Origin of the sequence: Rhizobium sp. CCGE 510, from assembly GCF_000292525.1 — a bacterium.
In the GTDB taxonomy this organism is placed as follows: Bacteria; Pseudomonadota; Alphaproteobacteria; order Rhizobiales; family Rhizobiaceae; genus Rhizobium.
Genome location: NZ_AEYF01000045.1, coordinates 320,711 through 339,591, shown reverse-complemented (window position 1 = coordinate 339,591; position 18,881 = coordinate 320,711). Strand labels below are relative to the sequence as shown.

The following is an 18,881-nucleotide window of genomic DNA, read 5'->3' as shown; positions in this document are numbered from 1 at the left end:
TCATGCCCCGGCTTTTCTGGAAATTCTTCAGGATCATCTGGCTGACACTGGCGGCAAGCCTTGCTGTCATTATCCTCACCGTCAAACTCCTTCAGGCGGTTCCCTTCGCAAGCGAGTTGGACCAGGAGCGGCGGACGCTCGTGTTGAACCTGACTGCAAACATTCTGGTTGAAGACGGCGAAGCCGCCGCCGGGCGTTTCGTGACCACGAGCGAGAAGACGCAGCCGCTCGGCCTGACCCTGTCGAAGCCTGCGGAGGCCGACGCCTGCGCCGAGAAGAACACGGTCACCACCCGATCCGTGCCGAAGGATGGGGTCTGTTACCGGCTTTCCGTGTCGGCCCCGGCCAATTTCACCTTCGACGACCTTGGCCCGTTCATGCCGTGGTTCACCATCCTGATCGCGAGCACGATCGCGGCGGGTGCGCTCGCCCGATACCTCATTCGTCCGGTCGTGCATCTGCGCGACGGTTTGAGCGCGCTTGCCCATGGCCGCTTAGACTTCCGCATCGGCGATAAAATGGCCGGACGAAAGGATGAAGTCACGGCACTTGCCTATGATTTCGATTCCAGCGCCGCCCGGCTTCAGGAGCTCCAGGATGCGCAGCAGAGGCTATTCCATGACGTCTCCCACGAATTGCGCTCGCCTTTGTCCCGCCTGCAGGCGGCCGTCGGCGTGCTCCGGCAGAACCCGGCCAAACTTACAGCCATGCTGGACCGTATGGACCGGGAGGTCGAACGGCTCGATACGCTGGTGGGCGAGGTTCTGACCCTTGCCAGGCTGACGGCGGGATCCGGCCGGCCGCTGAAGACGCAGACCCTCGACATCATCGAGCTCCTCAACGAAATTCTCGGCGACGCGGTATTCGAAGCCCAGGCGCGCGAGGTCGCGATCACGCCGAGCATCGACGGCATCTTCCGCGCCGAGGTCGAAGGTGAATTGATCTACCGGGCGCTCGAAAACATCGTCCGCAATGCCGTCAAGTACACGGCGGAGCATTCGCGCGTCACCGTCTCCTGCGAGGCGGCGGCCGACTGCCTCAGGATCTTGGTGACGGATCAGGGGCCAGGTGTCGGCCGGGACGAACTCGAACGCATCTTCCAGCCGTTTTCCCGCGGGAAAGACGCCGTGCCGAGCGGCGGATACGGTCTGGGTCTCGCCATCAGCAGGCAGGCGATCGAACGCCATGGCGGGCGCGTGCGTGCATCATTGCCTGAGGCCGGCGGCCTGGCGATTACCCTGGAGCTCCCGAGGCGGCCGACGCCCCATGGCGCGGCCAGTGATGAAACCTGATCCGCATAGCCCGACGAGGCGGTGCCGAATTTTACCCAACTTTACAGTTTCTTAACCGCCATTAACGCTAGCATCGCTAAGCCTGAACCCACGATCCCGGTTCAGAAGGCTCGCCCGTGAGTACGTCGTTTCCCACAAGACTATCATCCCTCCGCTACGCTGCATCCGCACTGACAATTCTGCTGACGGGCTGCGTCAGCGGCCCGGACCACGTTCCCCCGCAAATGCCGCTTCCTGCCAAATTCGCAGGGGGAGGTGACAAGAGCAACGGCAATGTCGTGACGGCTGAGTGGTGGACGGCCTTTCGCGACAAGCGGCTCGACGGCCTGGTGGTCCATGGCCTTAGCGAGAACCTCGATGTGCTGCAGACGCTCGAAAGCATCAACTCGGCCGCGGCCAACGTCACGGTCGCCGGCGCCGGCGGCCTGCCGAGCCTGACCGTCGGCGCATCGCACACGCTATCCGGCGAGAAAGGCAAGCTCCGCACGACGGTCGGCACCACGAACACATCAGGCGGCGAGGCCAGCCTCTCCTGGCTGCTCGACTTTTTCGGCCAGTATCGCCGCTCCAGGGAGAGCGCGATTGCCTCGCTGGGGGCGGCCTATGCGACGGCCGACAATGCCAAGCTCACTTTCCTCAAAGATCTCGTCGAGAGTTATATCGACGCCCGCTACTACCAGGAGCGCATCGCGCTTTCCCAAGCGAGTGTGAAATCCCGCCAGCAGACTTACGAACTGACGCAGCTGCAGCTGAAAGCCGGTGCGGCCTCCCGCCTCGATGTCGTTCAGGCCGAGGGCCTGGTGCAGTCGACGAAGGCCGATATTCCCGGCCTGGAAAAGAGCTTCACGGAGTCGGCCCACCACATCGCCACGCTGCTCGGGATGCCGGCATCCTCGCTGGTGGACGAGCTGAAGAAGAGTGCCGGCCAACCGGTTTTCCGCGGCGACATTCGCGCCGGCATTCCGGCCGATCTCATCCGCAACCGTCCGGATATCCGCAAGGCGGAACGCGAGCTGGCGGCGGCCGTTGCCAATATCGGCGCAGCCGAAGCCCAGCTCTACCCGTCGATCTCGCTCTCCGGTTCGATCTCGCCGAGCTGGGTCAAATCGTCGGGCGCCAGCGGCGCAAGCCTCACCAACTGGTCTTTCGGCCCGTCCCTCAGCCTGCCGATCTTCGATGGCGGTACATTGCGGGCGAATGTCGATGTCGAGAAATCCGATGCGAAGACCCAATATCTTGCCTGGAAAGCGGCGGTGCTGAACGGCGTCGAAGAGGTCGAAAACGCACTGTCGGCTGTTCGGCGCGACACGCAGACGCTGGAGCCACTGCGCCGGCAGGTACAGACGGCGCAGGAATCGCTGGCGCTTTCGACCACGAGCTACAAGGATGGCGCTTCGTCGCTGCTCGATATCCTCGACGCGCAGCGTTCGGTCTCCGATGCCGAGGCAAGCCTTGCCGCCACGGTACAGCAGGTCGCCAAGGATTATGTGGACCTCTATGTCGCCATCGGTGCCGGTTACCTCGAGCCGGAGCACGCCGCCTCCAAGCCAACCGCAAAGTCGGGCTAATTGGCCTACCGTCCGACGCTCCCCAGAATGCGCAGCGCGAGCTTGAGATGCGGTAGGTCGAGCATGCGGCCATCCAGCTGGATGACGCCGGCGTCGGGACTGGCGGCAAAGGCGGCGGCGACTTTCTTGGCCCAGGCGATCTCGGATGCATCCGGCGTAAAGGCGTGATTGATCGTTTCGATCTGGCTCGGATGGATGGCCATCATGCCGGAAAAGCCGTCGCGCCGGGCGCGGCCGAGATAGGCGCTCAGACCTTTGAGATCGTGGAAATCGGGATAGACGGTTTCGATTGCGGGGACGGCGGCGGCATGGGCTGCGAATAGGGTGAGCGAGCGAGCAAGCTCGTAAGGTGGCGTATAACGGCCATCCGTCCTCCGCGCGGTCGTGGCCCCCATCGCGGCGGGCAGATCCTCGGCACCCCAGGTCAGCCCGCAGAGGCTGGTGGAAACCTCCCGATAACTGCCGATCTCGAAGATTGCCGCCGGCGTTTCGGTCGCGATCGGCAAAATGGGAAAGGCAGACGTCAGCGAGGCTGCGAGTTTGCGCACGGAAGCCGCGCCCTCGGCCTTCGGCAGCACGATCGCGAAAGGATGAAGGCCGCTCAGAGCGGCAAGGTCGTCCTCGAATGCCGGAGAGGTGAGGGGGTTGATGCGGATTAGGAGAGCGGTTTCGCCGGAATGGCTTTGGGCAAATTCGTGCACGCTCGCGCGCGCTATTGGCTTATTCACAGGCGAAACCGAATCTTCCAGATCGAGAATGACGGCATCGGCACCCGAGGCGAGCGCTTTTTCGAAACGTTCCGGCCGGTCGCCTGGCACGAAGAGCAGCGAGCGCAGCCTCATGACGGTTTCACCTTCAGCATCGCGGTGCGCAGGCACTGACAGACGATCTCATCGCGCTGGTTGAGGGTGATGTGCCGAAAGCTGACGATGCCGGCATCGGGGCGGGAATTCGAGCGGCGCAGCTCCGTCACCTCGGTTTCCACCCTAAGTGTGTCGCCGATGAAGACCGGTTTCGGCATCGTCACCTTGTCGTAGCCGAGATTGGCGACAAGCGTGCCGAGCGTGGTGTCGCCGACCGAAAGGCCAACGGTCAGCGCGAAAGTGAAGGTGCCGTTGACGACGATCCGGCCGAATTCGGTGCCGGCCGCATACACGGCATCGAGGTGTAGCGGCTGCGGATTGTGGGAGAGCGTCGAAAACAGCAGGTTGTCGGTCTCGGTGACCGTTCGGCGGATTGCGTGGGCGATGCGATCGCCGACCGTCCATTCGTCGAAGTAGCGACCGGCCATCAATCCTGCTCCTTCATGACGCTGGCCACCAGTTGGTTTTCCGAGACCCTGATGCCGGGAGAAACCTGCAGTTTTCCGACGATGCCGTCGAAGGGGGCCCGCAGCGAATGTTCCATTTTCATGGCTTCGACCGTCAGCAGACGGTCCCCCTTGGCGACCGAGTCGCCTTCGGCCACATCCACGGAAATGACCAGGCCGGGCATGGGCGACAGGATGGCGCCATCACCCACGCCGTGGCTTGCCTCGACCTCGCTTGCGACGGGCAGGCTGATCGGCCAGGCGTTGCCGGCGTCGAAAAGCACCGTCGTCTCGTCCGTCTCGATGGTCTTTGCTTCGAGGTCGGGGCGCACCCCCCCCCAATAGAGGTGGCCGCCGACGCGTACCCGGACGCGGCTGTCGCTCGGCCCAGCGACGCGAAAGCCGGTGAGGGCGGACCAAGGCTCATCAGACGCGCTCTTTGCAAGCGCGGTGGCCGCGCTGTCGATCACGGTTTCATCAGGCTCAGTCGCCAGAAGGCTTTCACCGTGACGGTCGAGGAAGCCGGTATCGATCCGTGTGGCGCGAAAATCCGGGTCGACGGCGATGCGGGCGAGAAGGCCGGCATTCGATCGGACCGGCCAGACCTCGATGCCGCCACAGGCGGCGGCGAGTTTCGACAGTGCCGCGCCGCGGTTCGGCCCATGCGCAATGATCTTGGCGATCATCGGATCGTAGAAGGCGGTGATCTCATCGCCCTCATCGACGCCGCTGTCGACGCGGACCGTTTTCGGCAGCTTGAGATGGTCGAGCCGGCCGGTCGAGGGCAGGTAGCCGGCGGCGGGATTTTCGGCATAAAGCCGGGCCTCGAAGGCCCAGCCGTTGATAACAATCTCGTCCTGGCTTTTCGGCAAGGGCTCGCCGCTGGCGACCTTCAGCTGCCAGAGCACCAGATCCTCGCCTGTTATGGCTTCGGTGACCGGGTGTTCCACCTGCAGCCGCGTGTTCATCTCCATGAACCAGATGCGATCGGGATTGAGGCCGGAGGAGGCATCGGCGATGAATTCGATGGTGCCGGCGCCAACATAGTTTACCGCTCTTGCGGCCTTCACCGCCGCATCGCAGATCGCTGCCCGGGTGGCGGTATCGAGGCCGGGGGCGGGGGCCTCCTCGATGACTTTCTGGTGACGGCGCTGCAGCGAACAATCGCGTTCGAAGAGATGAACGCAATTCCCGACCTTGTCGGCAAAGATCTGCACCTCGATATGGCGTGGATTGGCGATATAACGTTCGATCAGAACGCGGTCGTCGCCGAAGGAGGCGGCGGCCTCACGGCGGCAGGAAGCGAGAAGCTCGGCGAAATACTGCGGGCGGTCGACGCGGCGCATGCCCTTGCCGCCGCCGCCAGCAACGGCCTTGATCAGCACCGGATAACCGATGGCATCGGCCTCGGACGCCAGCCGCTCTTCGCTCTGGTCCGGGCCGAGATAACCGGGGGTGACGGGGACGCCTGCCGCCTGCATCAATTCTTTCGCGGCGTCCTTGAGCCCCATGGCGCGGATGGCGGCCGGAGGGGCGCCGACCCAGACGATGCCGGCACTTTCCACCGCTTCGGCAAATTCGGCATTTTCCGACAAGAACCCGTAACCGGGATGGATAGCGGCGGCGCCGGTTTTCCGGGCGGCCTCGAGGATGCGTTGCTGCGAGAGGTAGCTTTCGTGGGCCGCCGGCGGGCCGATGGCGATCGCCTCGTCCGCTTCGCTGACGAAGGGCAGGCCGGCATCTGCCTCGGAATAGACGGCGATCGTGCGGATGCCGAGCAGCTTGGCGGTGCGGATGATGCGGCGGGCGATCTCGCCCCTGTTGGCAATGAGAAGACTTTCCATCATGGCCGCCTCACATCCTGAACAGGCCGAAGCGCGGCCCTTTCGGGATCGGCGCATTCAGGCAGGCGGAAAAGGCAAGGCCGAGTACATCTCGGGTCTGGCGCGGGTCGATAATGCCGTCGTCCCAGAGGCGGGCCGTCGCATAATAGGGGTTGCCCTCCGCCTCGTAGCCGGCGCGGATCGGCGCTTTGAAAGCCTCTTCCTCGTCGGCCGGCCAGTCCTCTCCACGCGCCTCCATCGCATCGCGGCGGATGGTGGCGAGCACCGAGGCTGCCTGTTCGCCGCCCATGACGCTGATGCGGCTGTTTGGCCAGGTGAAAAGGAAGCGCGGTCGATAGGCGCGGCCGCACATGCCGTAATTGCCGGCGCCGAAGCTGCCGCCGATGATGACGGTGACTTTCGGCACGGTGGCGGTCGCCACCGCCGTCACCAGCTTTGCCCCGTCCTTGGCGATGCCGCCGGCCTCGTAACGGCCGCCGACCATGAAGCCGGAGATATTCTGCAGGAAGAGCAGCGGCACGCGGCGCTGGCAGGCGAGTTCGATGAAATGCGCGCCCTTCAGCGCGCTTTCGGAAAACAGCACGCCGTTATTGGCGATGATGGCGACCGGCATGCCCCAGATGCGGGCGAAGCCGCAGACCAGCGTGGCGCCGTAAAGCGGTTTGAACTCGTGCAGTTCCGAGCCATCGACGATCCGGCCGATCACCTCGCGCACGTCATAGGGCGAGCGCAGGTCGTCCGGAATGAGGCCGCAGAGATCTTCCGGATCGAGTTTCGGCCGCCGCGGCGGCGTGATGTCGATATCGATTGATTTCACGCTGTTGAGGGTTGCTGCAATATCGCGCATCAGCAGCAGCGCATGTTCGTCGTTTTCGGCGACATGATCGACGACGCCGGAGCGGCGGCCGTGGGTCTCGGCGCCGCCGAGCTCTTCGGCCGAGATGATCTCACCGGTGGCAGCTTTGACCAGCGGCGGGCCGGCGAGGAAGATCGTGCCTTGATTGCGCACGATGACCGTTTCGTCGGACATGGCCGGCACATAGGCGCCGCCGGCGGTGCAGCTCCCCATCACGCAGGCAATCTGCGGAATGCCTTCCGCCGACATCTGGGCCTGGTTGTAGAAGATCGCGCCGAAATGGTCGCGGTCGGGAAAGACCTCGGCCTGATGCGGAAGATTGGCGCCGCCGCTGTCGACCAGATAGAGGCAGGGCAGCCGGTTCTGCAGGGCGATTTCCTGCGCCCGCAGATGTTTCTTCACCGTCAGGGGGTAGTAGGCGCCGCCCTTCACCGTTGCGTCATTGGCGACGATCATCACCTCGCGGCCGCAAACGCGGCCGATGCCTGATATGATGCCGGCGCCCGGCGCCTCATCGCCATACATGCCGTTGGCCGCCAGCGTGCCGATCTCCAGGAACGGGCTGCCGGCATCGATCAGCAACTGGATGCGGTCGCGCGGCAGGAGCTTGCCCTTGCCGGTATGGCGCTCGCGCGCTGCTTGCGATCCGCCTTGGCGCGCCTTCGCCGAACGCTCGTGCAACTCGTCGATCAGGGCCTTGTTCTTGCCGGCATTGGCTTTGAAGCTGTCGCTGTCGCTGTCGATCACAGTCGAAATCACCGTCATGATGCAACAAGCTCCCGGCCGATCAGGTAACGGCGGATCTCATTGGTGCCGGCGCCGATGTCGTAGAGCTTGGCATCGCGCAAAAAGCGTTCGACCGGCCATTCCTTGGTATAGCCGGCGCCGCCGAGCGCCTGGATCGCCTCGAGCGAAACCTTGACGGCATTCTCGCTGGCAAAAAGGATCGCGGCCGCCGCATCCGTGCGCGTCGCGCGGCCGGCATCGCAGGCGCGGGCGACGGAATAGACATAGGCGCGCGCCGAATTCAGCGCGACATACATATCGGCGATCTTGGCCTGCATCAGCTGGAAATCGCCGATCGGTTTGCCGAACTGCTTGCGGTCGCGCACATAGGGCAGCACGACATCGAGGCAGGCCTGCATGATGCCGAGCGGACCGCCGGCAAGCACGGCGCGTTCGTAATCGAGACCGGACATCAGGATCTTCACGCCTTCCCCCTCCCGGCCCATCAGCGCCTCGGCTGGCACCTCGCAATCCTGAAAGACCAGTTCGGCCGTGTCGCTGCCGCGCATGCCGAGCTTGGATAGCTTTTTCGAGACGCTGAAGCCGGGCAGGCCTTTTTCGACGATGAAGGCGGAAATGCCTTTCGCGCCGGCGGCGGGATCGGTCTTGGCATAGACGACGAGCACGTCGGCATGCGGCGCGTTGGTGATCCAGAACTTGGTGCCGTTCAGGATGTAGCGGTCGCCCTTTTGCTCGGCACGTAGCCGCATGGAGACGACATCGGAACCGGCACTGGCCTCGGACATCGCAAGCGCGCCGACATGTTCGCCGGAGATCAGCTTCGGCAGATAGCGGCGTTTCTGCTCCGGCGCGGCCCAGCGGCGGATTTGGTTGACGCAGAGATTGGAATGGGCGCCGTAACTCAAGCCGACGGAGGCTGAGGCACGGGAAACCTCCTCCATGGCGACGACATGCTCGAGATAACCGAGACCAGCACCGCCGAATTCTTCCTCGACGGTGATCCCATGCAGGCCGAGCGCGCCCATTTCAGGCCAGAGCTGGCGCGGAAACGTGTTGCTTTCGTCGATCTCCGCGGCCAGCGGAGCAATATGATCGGCGGCAAACCGCGCCGTCGTTTCACGGATCGCGTCCGCGGTGTCGCCGAGCGAAAAATCAAACATGGCACTCCTCCCGCTGAAATATGTAGCGCGGGTTGCGGCAGGTTCAAAGTGTCTCTGATTTGGATGCGGATGAGAGCCTTCTATCGAAGCTGTGCTGTTTTCTTGAAAATATGGAAAATATGGAATATATGGAAATAAAGTCGGAGTTTATATCATGCGACAGTTCACGACAGGGGATCTCAACAAGCAGGTCGGCGACGTCACCGATGCTGCAAGCCGGGAGCCGATCATTCTCACTCGACATAACAAGCCGCGTTTCGTGCTGATGAGCTATGAACATTACGAGCGCATGCGCAACGGCAAGGACCCGCGTCGTGCTCATCATCTTTCGGAGATGCCGGACGAACATGCCGAGTTGTTCGGCGAGGCGATCGAGCGGCTGGCGAAGGGTGAAGGCTACGACGATGAGCCATGAGTTTCGCCCCGGGGACGTGGTGTCCTATCCCTATCTCTGGGCATGGCAGCAGCAACGTGGCGAGACCGAAGGGCGCAAACAACGGCCAGTTTGTGTCGTTGTCGCAATCCGCAGTGCAAGCGATGGAAATACGCACCTTGTGCTTCTGGCAATCACAACGCAGCCGCCGCAGGCGGGGAGGGTTGCTCTGGAAATTCCTGATATCGAGCGCCGGCGTGCCGGTCTTGGTGATCTCAATCAGAGCTGGATCGTCGTAGACGAATATAATTACGATATTATCGAGCAGTCCTGGTACATCGAGCCTCATCAGGAGGCTCTTGGTCGCTTCAGCAAATCCTTCGTTATGAAGATTGCCGCCACGTTCGCGAAAGCGCGAAGCCAGTCGGGTCGCGTCAAACGGTTCGACTGACATAGCTTCGATTTTCCGCTTCCTCCCGCCGAAAAGCCTCGGGGCTCTTGCCCATCCATTTCCGGAAGGCCCGAAAGAAGGCGCTGGGTTCGGAATAGCCGAGCTGCACGGCGATCTCGCCGATGGTGTTCGATGTGCTCAGCAGCAGTTCGACGGCAAGGTCGCGGCGGATGTCGTCCTTGATGGCGGCATAGCTTTGCCCCTCGTCGTGCAGACGGTGGCGGAGCGTCGAGGGCGGCATCCGCATATCGGCGGCGAGCTTGGCGAAGTTCGTCCAGGCATAGGGCGTTGCCAGGTTCAAGCGCCGGCGGACGGCGGCGGCGATGCCGGCATCGTAACGATAGCGCACCAGAATATTGGCGGGCGAGCCGCGCAGGAACTGTTTGAGTGCCTGTTCGCTGCGTGAAATTGGCAGGTTGAGCAGGGCGCTGTCGAAGCCGAGCCGGCTGATGGCTTGAGAAAACCGCACGGGTGCTCCGAAGAAGAGCTGGTAGTCGGCGCCTTGGCGGGGCTCGGCGCAGCGGAAATCGACGAGCTTGATCGGGATGCGCCGGCCGACCAGCCAGCAAATGATGCCGTGCAGGATGATCCAGTAGGTGCGGTAGGCGAAGGCCGAACGCGGGGCGCCGGCATCGCTGAGCTCGACCTCAGCCATGCCGTCGCGGACGACCAGCCGTCCTCGGGGATCGTCGAGCACGACATCGAGAAAGCGCAGCGCCCGGCGGAGCGCCTGACCGAGCGTCGGTGCATGCAGCACGCAATGGCAAAGCAGGGTGAAGCTGCCGCTGCGCATCGGCCGGGCGCCCATGCCGAAGAATTCGTCGTCGAGTTCGGCAGCGATCGCCAGCCAGAGCGCGCCATAGGTCTCCGCCGAAACCGGCTGGTCGATGACAGGCGGAAGGTTGACGCGGGCAAGGATCGCCGCCGTCGGCTTGCCCAACCGCCGCAGGCTGTCGAGCGCTTCCTCCACGAAACCCGGCGCGATCATGCGTCGCTCGATCTCGGCCATGTCAATCCCCGCTATGGCAAAACTGGCCGATATAATGGAGCAGTTCTGTCATCGCTTGCAATAGGTGGAGCGAATAGAATCGCGGCTGCCGGTTGTGCCTGGAGGACGGCGCGGCGGCGGGAGGAACAGGTTCATGCTAATCCCAGGTGCAAGTTTCATCGTGACCGGCGGCGGCTCCGGGCTCGGCGCGGCAACGGTGCGCGCGCTGGTCGAGGCGGGCGGGCGCGTGACGATTGCTGACCTCAATCGGCAAGCGGGCGAAGAGATTGCCCGGCAATTTGGGCGCGATGTCCGCTTCATCCAGGCGGATGTGACCGATGGCGAGGCGGGAGCAGCAGTAGTTGCCGCGGCGGTCGAGGCTTTCGGCGGCTTGCGCGGCCTAGTGAATTGCGCCGGTGTCGCGCCAGCCGAAAAGGTGATCGGCCGCGATGGACCGCACCGGCTGGAGAGTTTTGCCCGCACGATCGGCATCAATCTCATTGGCACCTTCAACATGATCCGGCTTGCCGCTGCTGCAATTCAGAACGCGGAGCCGGATGCGGAAGGCGAACGCGGCGTCATCGTCAATACGGCCTCGGTTGCCGCCTTCGATGGACAGATCGGCCAGGCGGCCTATGCCGCCTCCAAGGGCGGCGTGGCGGCGATGACCTTGCCGGTTGCCCGCGAGCTTGCCCGCTACGGCATTCGCGTCGTCTCGATCGCGCCCGGGATTTTCGAGACACCGATGATGGCTGATATGCCGGCCGAGGTGCAGGCCGCCCTCGGCAAAAGCGTGCCCTTTCCGCCGCGGCTCGGCCGGCCGGCGGAATTTGCCGGGCTGGTGCGCCATATCTTTGAAAACAACATGCTGAACGGCGAGGTCATCCGCCTCGACGGCGCATTGCGGATGGGTGCGCGGTGAGCGTCGCCCGAGGAGGAAAGATGGCTTTGCAGGACCCCATCGTTATCGTCGGTGCGGCGCGCACCCCGATCGGCAGCTTTCAGGGAGAGCTGAAGGAGGCGACAGCACCCAAACTCGGAGCAGCGGCAATCCGCGCAGCACTTGAGCGCAGCCGCGTCGAGGCCGAGGCGATCGAGGAGGTCATCTTCGGCTGTGTGCTGCCGGCGGGGCAGGGGCAGGCGCCGGCCCGCCAGGCGGCCATCCATGCCGGCCTGCCGTTTGCGACTGCGGCCAGCACCGTCAACAAGATGTGTGGCTCGGGCATGAAGGCGGTGATGATGGCGCATGACCTGATCGCCGCCGGCAATGCTTCGGTGGCGGTCGCAGGCGGCATGGAAAGCATGACCAATGCGCCCTATCTCCTTGATCGAGCCCGTGCCGGCTACAGGCTTGGCCATGGGCGGGTCGTGGATCACATGTTCCTCGACGGGCTGGAGGATGCTTATGACAAGGGGCGCTTGATGGGCAGCTTCGCGGAGGATTGCGCCGAGGCCTATCAGTTCACGCGCGAGGCGCAGGACAACTACGCCATCGCCTCTCTGACGCGGGCGCAGAAAGCAATTGCGGACGGCGGTTTCGAAAGCGAGATCGTGCCGGTCAGGCTGAAGTCGGGGAAGAGCGAGCAGGTGGCGAGCCGCGACGAACAACCCGGCAAGGCCAGGTTCGACAAGATCCCGACGCTGAAGCCCGCCTTCCGCGACGGCGGCACAGTGACCGCCGCCAATTCCAGCTCGATTTCCGATGGCGCGGCAGCCCTTGTGCTGATGCGCCGTTCCGAGGCGGAGTATCGCGGCCTCGAACCGCTCGCCACCATTCTCGGCCATGCCACCCATTCGCAGGCGCCCAATCTATTCGCCACCGCGCCGATCGGCGCGCTGCAGAAGCTCTCCGACCGGACCGGCCTGGCGCTCTCGGACGTCGATCTCTTCGAAATCAACGAAGCTTTTGCCGTCGTCGCGATGGCGGCGATGCGCGATCTCGACCTGCCGCATGAGAAGGTGAATGTGCATGGCGGCGCCTGTGCGCTCGGCCATCCGATCGGCGCATCGGGAGCCCGGATATTGGTGACGCTGCTTTCGGCGCTGCAGCGATACGACCTGAAGCGCGGCATGGCGGCACTCTGCATTGGCGGCGGCGAGGCGACGGCCATCGCCATCGAGCGGCACGAGGCGAGAGGTTGAACAGATGATCCTTTCTGAACTCCAGCAACAAATCTCAGATCTCGCCCGCGACTTTGCCCGCGACCGGCTGGCGCCGGGGGCGGCGAGGCGCGACCGGGAGCATCTCTTCCCGCGCGAGGAACTGAAGGAGATGGGTGAACTCGGGCTGCTCGGCATGCTGGTGCCGGAGGCCTATGGCGGCTCGGATACCGGTGTGGTCGCCTATGCCGCCGCCCTGGAGGAGATTGCCGCCGGCGACGGGCCGTGTTCGACGATCATGAGCGTGCACAGCTCCGTCGGCTGCGTGCCGATCCTGAAATTCGGCACCGAGGAGCAGCGGCAGCGCTTCCTGCCGAAACTGGCAAGCGGCGAATGGATCGGCGGCTTTGCGCTCACCGAACCGCAGGCGGGTTCCGATGCCTCGAACCTGAAGACCCGGGCGCGGCGCGACGGTGACGACTACGTGCTCGACGGCGCCAAGCAATTCATTACCTCGGGAAAGAACGGCAATGTCATCATCGTCTTCGCCGTCACCGATCCCAATGCCGGCAAGAAGGGCATCAGCGCCTTCATCGTGCCGACGGATACGCCAGGCTACGAGGTGATCCGCGTCGAGGATAAGCTTGGACTGCATTCGACCGATACCTGCCAGATCGCCTTTAGCGGCATGCGCATTCCGGCCGCGCTGAGGCTCGGTGCCGAAGGCGAAGGCTATCGTATCGCGCTCGCCAATCTCGAGGGCGGGCGGATCGGTATTGCGGCGCAGGCTGTCGGCATGGCGCGGGCGGCCTTCGAGGCGGCGCGCGACTACGCCCGCGAGCGCACGGCCTTCGGCAAGCCGATTTTCGAGCATCAGGCCGTTGCCTTCCGCCTTGCCGATATGGCGGTGCGGATCGAGGCGGCGCGCCAGCTCGTCTTTCACGCGGCTTCCCTCAGGGAGGCGGAGCTTCCCTGCCTGTCGGAAGCCTCGATGGCGAAGCTCTTTGCCTCGGAGATGGCCGAACGTGTCTGCTCCGACGCGATCCAGATCCATGGCGGTTATGGCTACATGGCCGATTATCCGGTCGAGCGCATCTACCGCGATGTGCGCATCTGCCAGATCTACGAGGGAACGAGCGACGTGCAGCGGATGGTGATCGCCCGCAATCTGTAAGAATATATCCGGCCCTGCTTCCGGGGAGGGACGCACGGTCGGCAAAGGGAGGAAAGAAAACATATGGTGGATTCCGCTCGTTTGAGCCTGCACGTCCCCGAACCCGCGGTCCGTCCGGGCGGCCAGCCCGATTTTTCCAACGTCAAGATCGCCAAGGCCGGTGCCGTGCCGCGGCCGGAGGTGGATGTCGCTTCGGAAGACATCCGCGAGCTCGCCTATTCGATCATCCGCGTGCTGAACCGGGACGGCGAGGCGGTCGGCCCCTGGGCAGGCTCGCTCTCCGATGAAGAACTGCTGACCGGGCTTCGCAACATGATGAAGCTGCGTGCCTTCGACGCCCGCATGCTGATGGCGCAGCGCCAGGGCAAGACCTCCTTCTACATGCAGCATCTCGGCGAAGAAGCCGTTAGCTGCGCGTTCCGCAAGGCGCTTGTGAAGGGGGACATGAATTTCCCGACCTATCGCCAGGCGGGCCTGTTGATCGCCGACGACTATCCGATGGTCGAGATGATGAACCAGATCTACTCGAATGAGAGTGATCCCTTACGCGGCCGGCAGTTGCCGATCATGTATTCCTCCAAGGAACACGGCTTCTTCACCATCTCCGGCAATCTCGCCACCCAATATGTGCAGGCGGTGGGATGGGCGATGGCCTCGGCGATCAAGAATGACAGCCGCATTGCCGCCGCCTGGATCGGCGACGGCTCTACGGCGGAATCGGATTTCCATTCGGCGCTCGTTTTCGCCTCCACCTACAAGGCGCCTGTCATCCTCAACATCGTCAACAATCAATGGGCGATCTCCACTTTTCAAGGCATTGCTCGCGGCGGCTCCGGCACTTTCGCCGCCCGCGGCCTCGGCTTCGGCATTCCGGCGCTGCGGGTCGACGGTAACGACTATCTCGCCGTTCATGCCGTCGCCCGCTGGGCGGCCGAGCGGGCGCGGCGCAATCTCGGCCCGACGCTGATCGAATATGTGACCTACCGCGTCGGCGCGCATTCGACCTCCGACGATCCGAGCGCCTATCGGCCGAAGACGGAATCGGAGGCCTGGCCGCTCGGCGATCCCGTGCTGCGGCTGAAGAAACATCTGATCGTCAAGGGTGCATGGTCGGAGGAGCGGCATGTGCAGGCGGAGGCCGAGATCGCCGACGAGGTGATCGAGGCGCAGCGTCAGGCGGAAGCGCATGGCACGCTGCATGCCGGCGGCAGGCCTTCGGTGCGCGATATTTTCGAGGGCGTCTATGCCGAGATGCCGCCGCATATCCGCCGCCAGCGGCAGAAGGCGGGGTACTGACATGGCCAGGATGACGATGATCGAGGCGGTGCGCAGCGCCATGGATGTCTCGATGGCGCGCGACGACGATGTCGTGGTGTTCGGCGAGGATGTCGGCTATTTCGGCGGCGTCTTTCGCAGCACGCAAGGTCTGCAGGCAAAATACGGCAGGACTCGCTGCTTCGATACGCCGATCAGCGAATCCGGCATCGTCGGCACGGCGATCGGCATGGCGGCCTATGGGCTGAAGCCCTGCGTCGAAATCCAGTTCGCCGATTACATGTATCCGGCCTATGATCAGCTGACGCAGGAGGCGGCGCGCATCCGCTACCGTTCCAACGGCGATTTCACCTGCCCGATCGTTGTGCGTATGCCGACCGGCGGCGGCATCTTCGGCGGCCAGACACACAGCCAGAGTCCCGAAGCGCTGTTTACCCATGTCTGCGGGCTGAAGGTGATCGTTCCCTCCAATCCCTATGACGCCAAGGGCCTGCTGATCGCGGCAATCGAGGATCCCGATCCCGTCATGTTCCTGGAGCCGAAACGGCTCTATAACGGCCCCTTCGACGGCCATCACGAGCGGCCGGTAACGCCGTGGTCGGAACATGAACTGGGAGAAGTGCCCGACGGCCATTACACCATCCCGATCGGCAAGGCCGAACTGCGGCGCACGGGGTCGGCGGTGACCGTGGTTGCCTATGGCACCATGGTGCATGTGGCGCTTGCTGCGGCCGAGGATGCCGGGATCGATGCCGAGGTGATCGATCTCAGAAGCCTGCTGCCGCTCGATCTCGACACGATCGTCAAATCGGTCACCAAGACGGGCCGTTGTGTCGTCGTGCATGAGGCAACGCTGACCTCAGGTTTTGGCGCCGAGGTCGCGGCACTGGTGCAGGAACATTGCTTCTATCATCTCGAAGCGCCGGTCGTGCGTGTTGCCGGTTGGGACACGCCCTATCCGCATGCGCAGGAGTGGGACTATTTTCCCGGCCCCGGCCGTGTCGGACGGGCGCTTGCCGAAGTCATGGAGGCCTGAGCCATGGGCGAATTCATCATCAAGATGCCGGATGTCGGGGAAGGGGTGGCCGAGGCCGAGCTTGTCGAATGGCACGTGAAGACCGGAGATCCCGTCCGCGAGGATATGGTGATCGCCGCCGTCATGACCGACAAGGCGACCGTGGAAATTCCCTCTCCCGTCAACGGCACGGTCATCTGGCTCGCCGGCGAAGTCGGAGACCGTATTGCGGTCAAGGCGCCGCTGGTGCGGATCAAGACGGCGGGCGATGTCGGCGAGGCAGAGCCAATGCGGATATCGCAGACGCTACCTGCCGAAACGGCGAAGGTCGAGATTGCAAAGCCCACTCCAGCAGCGCCGGCCTCTGCGCCAGCGCCGGTTGATAAGCCGCTCGCCGCTCCTTCCGTGCGGCTGTTTGCCAGGGAAAAGGGGGTGGATCTCAGACAGGTGCAAGCGACAGGGCCGGCCGGTCGCATCCTGCGCGAGGATATCGAGCAATATCTGACGCAAGGGACCGCTCCTGCAGCGGCAAGGAACGGTTCTGCCAGGAAGACGGCGACCGAGCAGATCAAGCTGACCGGCCTGCGCCGCCGCATCGCCGAAAAAATGGTGCTGTCCACCTCGCGCATCCCGCACATCACCTATGTGGAGGAAGTGGATATGACCGCGCTCGAGGAGTTGCGCGCCACCATGAACGGCGACCGCAGGCCGGATCATCCGAAGCTGACGGTTCTGCCCTTCCTGATGCGGGCGCTGGTCAAGGCCATTTCCGGGCAGCCCGACGTCAACGCCACTTTCGACGACGATGCCGGCATCATCACGCGTCATAGCGCCGTGCATATCGGCATCGCCACGCAGACGCCGGCCGGTCTGACCGTGCCGGTGGTGCGGCATGCGGAAGCGCGCGGTATCTGGGATTGCGCCGCGGAAATGAACCGGCTGGCGGAAGCGGCGCGCTCGGGGACCGCGACGCGTGACGAGCTTTTGGGCTCGACCATTACCATCAGCTCGCTCGGAGCGCTTGGCGGTATCGTCTCGACGCCGGTGATCAATCATCCCGAGGTGGCAATCATCGGCGTCAACAAGATCGCCACCCGGCCCGTCTGGGACGGCGCGCAGTTCGTGCCGCGCAAGATGATGAACCTCTCCTCCAGCTTCGATCATCGCATCATCGACGGCTGGGATGCGGCAACCTTCGTGCAGCGCATCCGCACGCTGCTCGAAACGCCGGCGCTCATTTTCATCGAAGGCTGAGCCATGAAAGAAATTCTCTGCAAGCTCCTCGTCATCGGCGCCGGTCCGGGTGGTTACGTCTGCGCCATCCGCGCCGGCCAGCTCGGCATCGATACCGTCATCGTCGAGGCCGGCAAGCCGGGCGGCACCTGCCTGACGGTCGGCTGCATTCCCTCCAAGGCGTTAATTCATGCGGCCGAGGAATTCGACGCGACGCAAAGGATGCTCGCCGGAAAAAACCCGATGGGCATCCGCGTCGAAGGCGCCTCGATCGATCTTTTGAGGACGATCGCCTGGAAGGACGGCATTGTCGGCCGGCTCACAGGCGGCGTCTCGGGCTTGCTGCAGAAGTCCCGGGTCAAGATCGTCCACGGCCGAGCCCGCTTCCGCGACGGCAAGACGGTGGAGGTGGAGACGGAGACCGGCCAGCAGATCATCCGCGCCGAGACCGTGGTGATCGCCACCGGTTCCGATCCGGTGGAGCTTGCCAACCTGCCGTTCGGCGGTCGCGTCATTTCCTCGACGGAAGCGCTGTCGCTGACGGAGCTGCCGAAGAGGCTCGTGGTGGTCGGCGGCGGTTACATCGGGCTGGAGCTTGGCACCGCCTTTGCCAAGCTGGGATCGGAACTGACGGTGGTCGAGGCGACGCCACAGGTGCTGCCACTCTATGATGCCGAGCTGGTGCGGCCCGTCATGCGCAAGCTGACCGAAGGGGGTGTCCGGGTGTTGACGGGTGCGAAGGCGATCGGCCTTGCCGATAATGGCGAGGCGTTGATCATCGAAACCTCCGATGGCCGCCGGGAGACCTTGCCGGCCGACCGTGTCCTCGTCACCGTCGGCCGGCGTCCGCGGACGGCAGGCTCCGGTCTCGAAGAGCTCGATCTCGATCGCGCCGGCCCGTATCTCAGGATCGACGATCGCTGCCGCACCTCGATGCGCGGCATCTATGCGATCGGCGACGTGACCGGCGAGCCGATGCTCGCCCATCGGGCCATGGCACAAGGGGAGATGGTGGCTGAAATCATTGCGGGCAAGAAGCGGGCATGGGACAAGCGCTGCATTCCCGCCATCTGCTTTACCGATCCGGAAATCGTCAGCGCCGGTCTTTCGCCGGCGGAGGCGCAGGCGCAAGGTTATGAAATTCGCACCGGCCAGTTTCCGTTCAGCGCCAACGGACGGGCGATGACGATGCTGTCTGAAGAAGGCTTCGTGCGCGTCGTCGCCCGCGCCGACACCAATCTCGTTCTCGGCCTGCAGGCGGTGGGGGCAGGGGTCTCGGAGCTCTCGGCGGCCTTTGCGCTGGCGATCGAAATGGGTGCGCGCCTGGAAGACATCGCCGGCACTATCCACGCCCATCCGACCCGCAGCGAAGCGGTCCTGGAGGCGGCGCTGAAAGCTTTGGGGAATGCCCTGCATATTTGACGGGAAGCAGACGACGATAAGTGGGTTGTTGCCAAGCACAAGCCAGTTGAAGCGGATCGCGCGAAGCCCGCCTC

17 protein-coding genes are annotated in these 18,881 nt (G+C 63.9%); 11 read left to right on the top strand and 6 right to left on the bottom strand.

The window, feature by feature from the left end; translation table 11 throughout:
• Positions 1-2: 2 nt before the first annotated feature.
• Positions 3-1,292 (top strand): HAMP domain-containing sensor histidine kinase, encoded by a 1,290-nt coding sequence (locus RCCGE510_RS25700; RefSeq protein WP_007634834.1) that lies wholly within the window; start codon positions 3-5, stop codon positions 1,290-1,292.
• 116 nt (positions 1,293-1,408) lie between these two features.
• Complete coding sequence (locus RCCGE510_RS25695; RefSeq protein ID WP_037079701.1) at positions 1,409-2,860, top strand: efflux transporter outer membrane subunit; 1,452 nt, start codon at positions 1,409-1,411, stop codon at positions 2,858-2,860.
• 5 nt (positions 2,861-2,865) lie between these two features.
• Here RCCGE510_RS25695 and RCCGE510_RS25690 read toward each other — a convergent pair whose 3' ends face one another.
• Genes RCCGE510_RS25690 through RCCGE510_RS25670 form a run of 5 tightly spaced genes read right to left on the bottom strand, consistent with a single transcriptional unit; the run spans position 2,866 to position 8,776 of the window.
• Complete coding sequence (locus RCCGE510_RS25690) at positions 2,866-3,702, bottom strand: CoA ester lyase (RefSeq protein WP_007634826.1); 837 nt, start codon at positions 3,700-3,702, stop codon at positions 2,866-2,868.
• Positions 3,699-4,151, bottom strand: a complete 453-nt coding sequence (locus RCCGE510_RS25685) for a MaoC family dehydratase (protein ID WP_007634824.1) — start codon at positions 4,149-4,151, stop codon at positions 3,699-3,701. The genes RCCGE510_RS25690 and RCCGE510_RS25685 overlap by 4 nt, the downstream gene beginning before the upstream one ends.
• Positions 4,151-6,016, bottom strand: a complete 1,866-nt coding sequence (locus tag RCCGE510_RS25680; RefSeq protein ID WP_007634822.1) for an acetyl/propionyl/methylcrotonyl-CoA carboxylase subunit alpha — start codon at positions 6,014-6,016, stop codon at positions 4,151-4,153. Before RCCGE510_RS25680 ends, RCCGE510_RS25685 begins: the two co-directional genes overlap by 1 nt.
• Before the next feature lie 7 nt (positions 6,017-6,023).
• Positions 6,024-7,634, bottom strand: coding sequence for a carboxyl transferase domain-containing protein (locus RCCGE510_RS25675; protein ID WP_007634821.1), 1,611 nt, complete (start codon positions 7,632-7,634; stop codon positions 6,024-6,026).
• A complete protein-coding gene (locus tag RCCGE510_RS25670) occupies positions 7,631-8,776 on the bottom strand; it encodes an isovaleryl-CoA dehydrogenase (protein ID WP_007634819.1) in 1,146 nt (381 codons plus the stop codon). The genes RCCGE510_RS25675 and RCCGE510_RS25670 overlap by 4 nt, the downstream gene beginning before the upstream one ends.
• A 154-nt stretch (positions 8,777-8,930) precedes the next feature.
• On the opposite strand from RCCGE510_RS25670, the gene RCCGE510_RS25665 reads away from it, so the two are divergent.
• Complete coding sequence (locus RCCGE510_RS25665) at positions 8,931-9,191, top strand: type II toxin-antitoxin system prevent-host-death family antitoxin (RefSeq protein ID WP_007634817.1); 261 nt, start codon at positions 8,931-8,933, stop codon at positions 9,189-9,191.
• Positions 9,181-9,600, top strand: coding sequence for a hypothetical protein (locus tag RCCGE510_RS25660; RefSeq protein WP_007634815.1), 420 nt, complete (start codon positions 9,181-9,183; stop codon positions 9,598-9,600). The genes RCCGE510_RS25665 and RCCGE510_RS25660 overlap by 11 nt, the downstream gene beginning before the upstream one ends.
• Here RCCGE510_RS25660 and RCCGE510_RS25655 read toward each other — a convergent pair.
• Complete coding sequence (locus tag RCCGE510_RS25655; protein WP_007634813.1) at positions 9,584-10,609, bottom strand: AraC family transcriptional regulator; 1,026 nt, start codon at positions 10,607-10,609, stop codon at positions 9,584-9,586. The genes RCCGE510_RS25660 and RCCGE510_RS25655 overlap by 17 nt on opposite strands.
• A 133-nt stretch (positions 10,610-10,742) precedes the next feature.
• On the opposite strand from RCCGE510_RS25655, the gene RCCGE510_RS25650 reads away from it, so the two are divergent.
• The 7 genes from RCCGE510_RS25650 to lpdA all read left to right on the top strand — a co-directional run bounded on the left by RCCGE510_RS25650 (position 10,743) and on the right by lpdA (position 18,807).
• Positions 10,743-11,510, top strand: a complete 768-nt coding sequence (locus RCCGE510_RS25650; RefSeq protein WP_007634812.1) for an SDR family NAD(P)-dependent oxidoreductase — start codon at positions 10,743-10,745, stop codon at positions 11,508-11,510.
• A gap of 20 nt (positions 11,511-11,530) precedes the next feature.
• Positions 11,531-12,730: an acetyl-CoA C-acyltransferase gene (locus RCCGE510_RS25645; protein ID WP_007634811.1), complete on the top strand. Its 1,200-nt coding sequence runs from the start codon at positions 11,531-11,533 to the stop codon at positions 12,728-12,730.
• Between the two features lie 4 nt (positions 12,731-12,734).
• Positions 12,735-13,862 (top strand): acyl-CoA dehydrogenase family protein, encoded by a 1,128-nt coding sequence (locus RCCGE510_RS25640; protein WP_007634810.1) that lies wholly within the window; start codon positions 12,735-12,737, stop codon positions 13,860-13,862.
• A gap of 63 nt (positions 13,863-13,925) precedes the next feature.
• Entirely contained in the window at positions 13,926-15,158 is a 1,233-nt protein-coding gene (locus RCCGE510_RS25635) for a 3-methyl-2-oxobutanoate dehydrogenase (2-methylpropanoyl-transferring) subunit alpha (RefSeq protein ID WP_007634809.1), read from the top strand.
• Position 15,159: 1 nt separating this feature from the next.
• On the top strand, positions 15,160-16,173 hold the full coding sequence (locus RCCGE510_RS25630; RefSeq protein ID WP_007634808.1) for an alpha-ketoacid dehydrogenase subunit beta: 1,014 nt from the start codon (positions 15,160-15,162) through the stop codon (positions 16,171-16,173).
• A gap of 3 nt (positions 16,174-16,176) precedes the next feature.
• Positions 16,177-17,406, top strand: a complete 1,230-nt coding sequence (locus RCCGE510_RS25625) for a dihydrolipoamide acetyltransferase family protein (protein WP_007634806.1) — start codon at positions 16,177-16,179, stop codon at positions 17,404-17,406.
• Positions 17,407-17,409: 3 nt separating this feature from the next.
• Positions 17,410-18,807 (top strand): dihydrolipoyl dehydrogenase, encoded by a 1,398-nt coding sequence (gene lpdA, locus RCCGE510_RS25620; RefSeq protein WP_007634804.1) that lies wholly within the window; start codon positions 17,410-17,412, stop codon positions 18,805-18,807.
• The last annotated feature ends 74 nt before the right edge of the window (positions 18,808-18,881 follow it).